Annotated in this window: 12 protein-coding genes; 10 read left to right on the top strand and 2 right to left on the bottom strand. The window is 63.6% G+C overall.

What is annotated here, in order from left to right:
• Nucleotides 1-358, bottom strand: a 358-nt coding sequence (locus tag KBY71_RS14415; RefSeq protein ID WP_254929585.1) for a hypothetical protein, incomplete at its 3' end; no start/stop codon positions are given.
• A 69-nt stretch (nt 359-427) separates the two neighbouring features.
• On the opposite strand from KBY71_RS14415, the gene KBY71_RS14420 reads away from it, so the two are divergent.
• The 4 genes from KBY71_RS14420 (at nt 428) to KBY71_RS14435 (ending at nt 2299) form a co-directional block, all read left to right on the top strand.
• Nucleotides 428-670, top strand: a complete 243-nt coding sequence (locus KBY71_RS14420; RefSeq protein ID WP_094591372.1) for a type II toxin-antitoxin system Phd/YefM family antitoxin — start codon at nt 428-430, stop codon at nt 668-670.
• Nucleotides 667-936, top strand: a complete 270-nt coding sequence (locus tag KBY71_RS14425) for a Txe/YoeB family addiction module toxin (protein WP_254929586.1) — start codon at nt 667-669, stop codon at nt 934-936. The genes KBY71_RS14420 and KBY71_RS14425 overlap by 4 nt, the downstream gene beginning before the upstream one ends.
• Before the next feature lie 21 nt (nt 937-957).
• Nucleotides 958-1335: a VRR-NUC domain-containing protein gene (locus KBY71_RS14430; protein ID WP_254929587.1), complete on the top strand. Its 378-nt coding sequence runs from the start codon at nt 958-960 to the stop codon at nt 1333-1335.
• A gap of 244 nt (nt 1336-1579) precedes the next feature.
• On the top strand, nt 1580-2299 hold the full coding sequence (locus KBY71_RS14435; RefSeq protein ID WP_254929588.1) for an XRE family transcriptional regulator: 720 nt from the start codon (nt 1580-1582) through the stop codon (nt 2297-2299).
• A gap of 59 nt (nt 2300-2358) precedes the next feature.
• Here KBY71_RS14435 and KBY71_RS14440 read toward each other — a convergent pair whose 3' ends face one another.
• Complete coding sequence (locus tag KBY71_RS14440; protein WP_254929589.1) at nt 2359-2589, bottom strand: hypothetical protein; 231 nt, start codon at nt 2587-2589, stop codon at nt 2359-2361.
• On the opposite strand from KBY71_RS14440, the gene KBY71_RS14445 reads away from it, so the two are divergent.
• The 6 genes from KBY71_RS14445 to KBY71_RS14470 all read left to right on the top strand — a co-directional run.
• Nucleotides 2590-3159 carry a hypothetical protein gene (locus tag KBY71_RS14445; RefSeq protein ID WP_254929590.1) on the top strand — a complete coding sequence of 190 codons (570 nt, stop codon included), beginning with the start codon at nt 2590-2592 and terminating at the stop codon, nt 3157-3159. It abuts the gene before it with no gap.
• On the top strand, nt 3156-3401 hold the full coding sequence (locus KBY71_RS14450) for a hypothetical protein (RefSeq protein ID WP_254929591.1): 246 nt from the start codon (nt 3156-3158) through the stop codon (nt 3399-3401). The genes KBY71_RS14445 and KBY71_RS14450 overlap by 4 nt, the downstream gene beginning before the upstream one ends.
• A complete protein-coding gene (locus KBY71_RS14455; protein ID WP_254929592.1) occupies nt 3394-3981 on the top strand; it encodes a hypothetical protein in 588 nt (195 codons plus the stop codon). Before KBY71_RS14450 ends, KBY71_RS14455 begins: the two co-directional genes overlap by 8 nt.
• Before the next feature lie 325 nt (nt 3982-4306).
• A complete protein-coding gene (locus KBY71_RS14460; protein ID WP_254929595.1) occupies nt 4307-5062 on the top strand; it encodes a Bro-N domain-containing protein in 756 nt (251 codons plus the stop codon).
• Between the two features lie 80 nt (nt 5063-5142).
• On the top strand, nt 5143-5307 hold the full coding sequence (locus KBY71_RS14465) for a hypothetical protein (RefSeq protein WP_254929593.1): 165 nt from the start codon (nt 5143-5145) through the stop codon (nt 5305-5307).
• Nucleotides 5308-5468: 161 nt separating this feature from the next.
• On the top strand, nt 5469-6262 hold a 794-nt coding region (locus tag KBY71_RS14470; protein ID WP_254929594.1), incomplete at its 3' end, for a hypothetical protein.

A 6262-nucleotide genomic window follows, 5' to 3' on the forward strand; every position in this document is an offset into this window, starting at 1 on the left:
CCATCGCCACGGCCTGCCCACCGATGAGCGCGAATGGAACCTGGCCGGCCGCAGGCGCCGCGAAGGAGTCTCGATCCCGATCAAGGACTGCCCGGTGTGTTTCTGCAGCTGCCCCACTGCTGCGCAGGTGTGCCCGGAATGTGGCCACCTGTTTCTTGTCGAGGAACGCGATGAGCAGCGCCGCGGGCTCCAGCAGCTTGAGGGCGAGCTTGTTGAAGTCACGGGGACCCGCCATCGGCCCAAACCCAACCAGCAGCAACGGCCCCGGCGCACGCACCCGGCAGCCGGTTGCCGGACCTTCGAGCAGCTGCTGCAGCGCGAGCAGGAGCGCGGCTACAAACCCGGCTGGGCCAGACACGTCTGGGCTGCCAGGCAGCACAACAAGGCCAACAGCTGTACGCTTTGACGTACGGGTGAAGACCATGTCATGACCACCGTGTCCGCCACAGAAGCCCGCAAGCGGCTCTATGCCCTGATCGACGAGGTGGGGCAGTCCCACGAGCCTGTGCAGATCACCGGCAAGCGCAGCAACGCCGTGCTGCTGTCCCAGGACGACTGGCGCGCCATCCAGGAGACCCTGCATCTGGTCTCGATCCCGGGCATGCGTGAGTCGATCCTTGAAGGCATGGCCACTGAGGTGAGCGAACTGAGCAGCGAACCGGGCTGGTGAGCTGGACGGTTCTGTTCACCCGGCAGGCTCAGAAGGACGCCCGCAAACTCGCTTCCGCATCCCCTGCTCTCAAGCAGAAAGCTCAGGCCCTGCTGGACACCCTGGCCGTTGACCCCTATCAGCAGCCACCTCCCTACGAGGCCCTGGTCGGCGATCTGCGAGGGGCCTGCTCAAGGCGCATCAACATCCAGCACCGTCTCGTCTACCAGGTGCTGGAGGAGGAGCGGATCGTGAAGGTGCTGCGCCTCTGGAGCCACTACGAGTAATCCCGCCCGGCAACAGGAGGCATGGCCTCCTCCCCCAGCGAACACGAGATCCAGCAGCGCATTCGCCTGGCCTGCGGCCGCGGTCCGGTGCGGCTCTGGCGGAACAACACCGGCGCCCTGGTCGACCAGCAGGGGCGCTTCGTGCGCTTCGGGCTGTGCAAGGGCAGCAGTGACCTGATCGGTCTGCGCGCGCTGGAGATCACGCCCGAGCTGGTCGGCCAGCGGCTCGCCCAGTTCGTCGCCCTGGAGGTCAAGACAGCCCAGGGCGTACTCAGCTCGGAGCAGCGGGCCTTCCTGAGGCTCGTTCAGGAGCTCGGTGGCGTAGCAGCGGTCTGCCGATCCGTGGAGGAGGCCGAGCAGCTGCTTTGCACACCGAGGCAAGTGCTGCTGGGACACTGATGAATCCGGCAGAACTGCAGCAGCGGCTGAGGCATCTCGCACAGGCCCACCCAGACGAGCACCCCTACACCCTTGCTCTGAGATTGCAGGCAGAGACAGGGAAGGTGATGACTGGGCAGCTTGCCAAGCAGATCCTGCAGAGGCTCGGACAAGATCAGACCTGATATGCCAGGACGTGTCAGAAAGTGACTAGGAGTGCCAAGCTTGCCGTATGGTTCGGGACATCCCATTCAGGATCCTGAACGTGGCCATCACCTACGCGGAGCTGCTTGAGCGCCAGGAGGAGAACCGCACAGCGTTCGGTCGGATGCTGCTGAACTGGCGAAGAACCAACGGCTGGACCCAGTACACCGCCTGCAGCTGGGCGGAAGAGGCCGGCTTCGATGCGATCTCCTACGGCAACCTCTCGGTCATCGAGCAGGGCAAGGCCGGTGAGCTGCGGCAGAAGGCCTTCTGGCAGCTGGGCGAGCTGAACCGCCGCATCGCCGAGAAGGACTGGGGCCCGGTCAAGAGCCAGGCGATCAAGGAGAAGCTCGAGAACGCCATCCCGCTGGGAGACGACGAATCCCCGGCTTGGACGCCCCTGGAGCTCTGGGCCTGCTACTGCGGCCTAAGAGATGTGCCGGCAGCGTTCCGCACCACGCCCGCACCGACCGTTGGTCAGCGCAAGGCCACGGAGCTCTCCAGTAAGTGGCGCAACCAGATGCGTCGGGTCGTCGACGAATGCGGCCTCGAACCAAGCGATGCCCTCAGCTCCCTGGCGGTTGAGGCGAGCGAAGAGCATCGCAAGCGCTTCTTTGCCGTCCTCACGAGCTTCGGTGACTACAAGCCGGAGGAGCTGGCCCCGCTGTGGATCGAGGGCGACCAGTACCTGCCCAAGCGCTGGCTTGACCTGTGGGAGGCGGCCAACAGGAAAGACACCAAGCCCAACGGCCGCAGAGGAAAGAAGCCAGTCACAGCCTGATGGCTAGGAATTAACAGCCGCTGTTAGTGCGGCTATCAGGGAACAGTGCTAATTTTCGATCAGCTGGCAACCGCCCGATTCGATCCGTCATGGCTCCACCCCCCAGGCCTCCAGAGGCCGGCATTGAGGCGCCGCCGGCCGTCCTGGCCGACGCCACCCCCGAGCAACAGCTCACCCTTGTCCTGGCCAGTTTTCAGGCCGAGGTGTCCCCCATCACCGCTGGCGATCTGGCGGAGGTGGTGCACGCAGCCCGCCCCGCCTTCCGCCGCGGGATCGGCTGGTCCGCTCATTTGCGTGAGCAGCAAGGCCGCTCCAGGCTGCTAGTCACGGTGATGCACGTCGCCGGGGCCGAGCTCTGCAGCGAGTCCTGGGCTGATGAGGCCAGCGATCTGACCGAAACCACCGGTCTGATGCTGGCGATGCTGCTGGGCATTCCTTTGTCTTCGCAGACTCGGGCTGTACAGCCTTGTTCCGCGGATTCAGAGCAGTCTGACGACAAGCCCGAGGATGACATTGCTCAGCAGGCTTGCTCTGAGCCGAAGGCTGAAGACCCATCGCCGGAAGAGTCGCTTTCCTTGGCTGACGCCCAGGGCGACGGGGCACCTGCGGATGGAGATACAGGCCTCGCTCCCCTCACCCCTGAGGAGGTCAGCGAGGTTCACCGCCGCGTCCTCGAACTGCCCCAGGCGACACGTCAGGAGCTGACCAAAGCCTTCCGCGAGCACTTCCAGGTGCCGCGCAACGCCCGCTCCATCGGTGATCGCATCACCCAACGCCAGCACAGCGACTTCATCGCACTCTTCCTCGAAGAAGCGCAGGGCCAAGAGCAGGCGGAACATCCAGCAGCACCAGAACCATGAGCGAGAGCCATCGCCCCCGGCCGCCACGCCGCTATGGCGAGCAGCCCCGTTCTCTGGCTGGTCGACATTTCATCCAGACACAGGTGCGCACCGATGTGTTCCTGCGGATCCGAGAGGTGATGGAGGCCCGCAACCTCTCCGCCAGCGGAGCGGTGCATCACCTGCTGCGCGAACGCTTTGGCTTGCCGCCGCTTCCTCCGTTCGATCAACAACAAACGTCCGCCGATTCATCCCATGGCTAAAGACATCTTCCGCACGCCCCTCGCCGAAGTGCGCTGGGCCCATCTGATCACCCCCAGGCACCAGCTCGACAAGAGCAAACCCAAGGCCTGGACTGCCGATCTGCTGCTGGCCAACAGCGACGAGAAGGCTCAGTCCTTCCTGCTGGCCATGGAAGATCAGTTCATCGCACTGCACGGCAGCCGCAAGCGCCGCGCCGAGAAGGGCTTCCCCTGGAAGGCCGACAAGGAGAAGCCCAGCGAGATCACGGTGGTGCGCTTCAAGGTGCCGCAGTTCCAGCGGCGCGACGGCTCTCTTTCTGATGGCCCTCGCATCGTCGATGCCAAAAAGCAGCCCTGGGATGGTGCCGCCATCGGCAACGGCTCAAAGGTCGTCGTGGCCTTCGACATCTACGACTGGGACGGGGAGAACGGCTGCGGCATGACCTTCCAGCCGCGTGCCGTTCAGGTCGTCGAGTTCGTGCCCTACGAGCAGGTCGATCCCACCGATGGCTTTGAGGAGGTCGAGGGCTACACCACCGCCGGTAGTGGTGCCGGTGATTGGAACACTGGCGCTGCAGACGACGGCGAGGAGTTGTTCTGATGCCGCTCGATCGTCAGGGCATCAACCCCGGGGCCTGGAGCGGCAGGCCCCCTCACCGGCCCGCTCCCCAGCTCCCTGCCTTCTGCCGCACCCGCCGGCCAACCGTCATGGTCACGGCCTCCAGCCTTGCCGGGCTGCGCGGCTTGGTGCTGCTGGGGCTGGCGTTTCAGCTCAGCACCCTGCTGCTCGTGCTCGCCGGGCCCGTGCCGCCGCGACCAATGGCCAGCACCAACACCGTCTTCCGCCCCGATGCCGGCAGTGATGCCGGTGAGGTTCCACCCGTCACACCGCTTTCAGGCCGATTAACAACACAACTTCAAGCGCCATTGTTCCCTTTGACTTCGAAGGCAACCAGCTCCGCGTCTTCGCTGACGAGCACGGCGACCCCTGGTTTGTCGCCACCGATGTCTGCAGCGTGCTGGGGATCGGCAATCCTCGTCAGGCCACGACCCGACTGGATGCCGACGAGAAGGGTGTCATTTCAACTGACACCCCTGGCGGTGTGCAGGCCGTGGCCACGGTGAATGAACCTGGTCTATACACCTTGGTTCTCGGCAGCCGCAAGCCGGAGGCCAAGCGCTTCAAGCGTTGGGTCACACACGAGGTTTTGCCGGCGATCCGCCGGACAGGGCGCTATTCCGTGCCTGGCCTCGCGCCCACGCCGGCATCCTTGCCCTCAGACAAGCAGGACAGCGTCGGGGCTCTGTTGCTGATTGGTCAGGCCGTCGCCCAGGTCCCCGGCGTGAAACCCGGTATCGCCATGGCAGCAACGCTCACCTGCATTCAGGAAAACACTGGGCTGGCGACCGAATCCCTGCGGCGAGCCCTGCCGGCAGCGGAGGACCCGATCTGCTCACTCAATGCCACGGGGCTCGGGCAGCTGCTAGGGATGAAAGCCAAGGACACGAACCAACACCTCGCAGCCTGCGGGCTGCAGATCCGCAATCAGCGTGGGGAATGGGAACTCACCAATGCCGGCCAGCATTGGGCAGAAGCCCTGCCCTATTGCCGCGGCGGGCACAGCGGCTACCAGATCCTCTGGAATCCCGCGGTGGGCAGCGTGCTCCGGGATCTGGCCTGATGGAGAACCAGACGACACCACCGCCATCCGGACGTCACCGGGTCTGGGTGACGACGGCCGAAGCTTGCGCTGCTCTTGGGATGAGCCGCGAGACCCTCCGTCAGCTACGGCTGCGGGGGGTACTCACCCCGGGCAAGCACTACCGCCGCTGGGGCTGCACCCAGGGCCGGGGGCCGCTCCAGTGGCATCTGGAGAACGTGGAGGCCACCATCACAGGGTGGAGCCGGCGGAATCTGCAAGCGTGAGCCAAAAGGCAGCACTTCGTTACCGGTCAAAGTAGTTCAGTTAGAGCAAGGGGAGTACGAGCAGACTCCAGGTATGAACTGCCAGGTGGCCAAAACGGCCTAGCCGCTGGGGGTTCTCGTGGTAGGAGGTAAAATTAGAGTGGGGCTCAAGTTTTGGCATTGTGGCTGACCTTTCAAAACTCACCGGCATTGGGCTGGCAGCAGGCGTCACCGCAGCTAGGAAGATGCGTCAGGGATTAGACAAGAGCGGTCAAGCACTTGCCGTTGCAGCTGGATCAGTCGCGGCCTCGCTGAGCGAGCTGAATAACTTCGCTCTCGATCCCCAACTGGTGAGTCGAATCACCTCAGCGGCATCAAACCATGGCATTGCCATTGCTGATCTCGTCGCAAAACTCCCCGGTGATCTTGAAAACTACGGCACAGCGGCTGTCGATGCCTTCCTGAAGGGAGGCGATGCCAGAGGCAAGGAGTGGTCCCACATCCAGAGCCAGTCCAATGCGCCCCATCTCGCCTCGAATCCAGCAAATGCGATCTGGGAAGACGGCACCATCAACAACAGCCGAAACTCGGTAGATATGTCGTGGCACGAGCGAGCTCATGCCAGCGTTGATAACCATATTGATGGTTTGCTTGCCGCTGCCCAGACGCCTGAGTTTTGGCAGCGAACACTGGGAAATGCGGTGGAAGCCAGCGTCTACTCAGCTGCCATCGCGGCAGTTGATCAACTTCTCACTCATCGCGACGAACTGATCAATGGCAGTCCACAGGTAAGAAAGGATCGACTGATTCAGATTTTGCAGACCAGTGGCTTAATGGCAGCTGGAGCCCTGCCGGTTTCCGTTTTCTTGGCAATTGCACTGATGCTGGTGCCTGGGCTCACCTTTGTAATGGGTCCTCTGGGAATCCTTGGCACGGCTGGCCTAGGAATCCGGTTGCTTTCCTCCGCGATCCGTAA

The organism is Cyanobium sp. T1B-Tous, assembly GCF_024345475.1.
In the GTDB taxonomy this organism is placed as follows: Bacteria; Cyanobacteriota; Cyanobacteriia; order PCC-6307; family Cyanobiaceae; genus Cyanobium_A.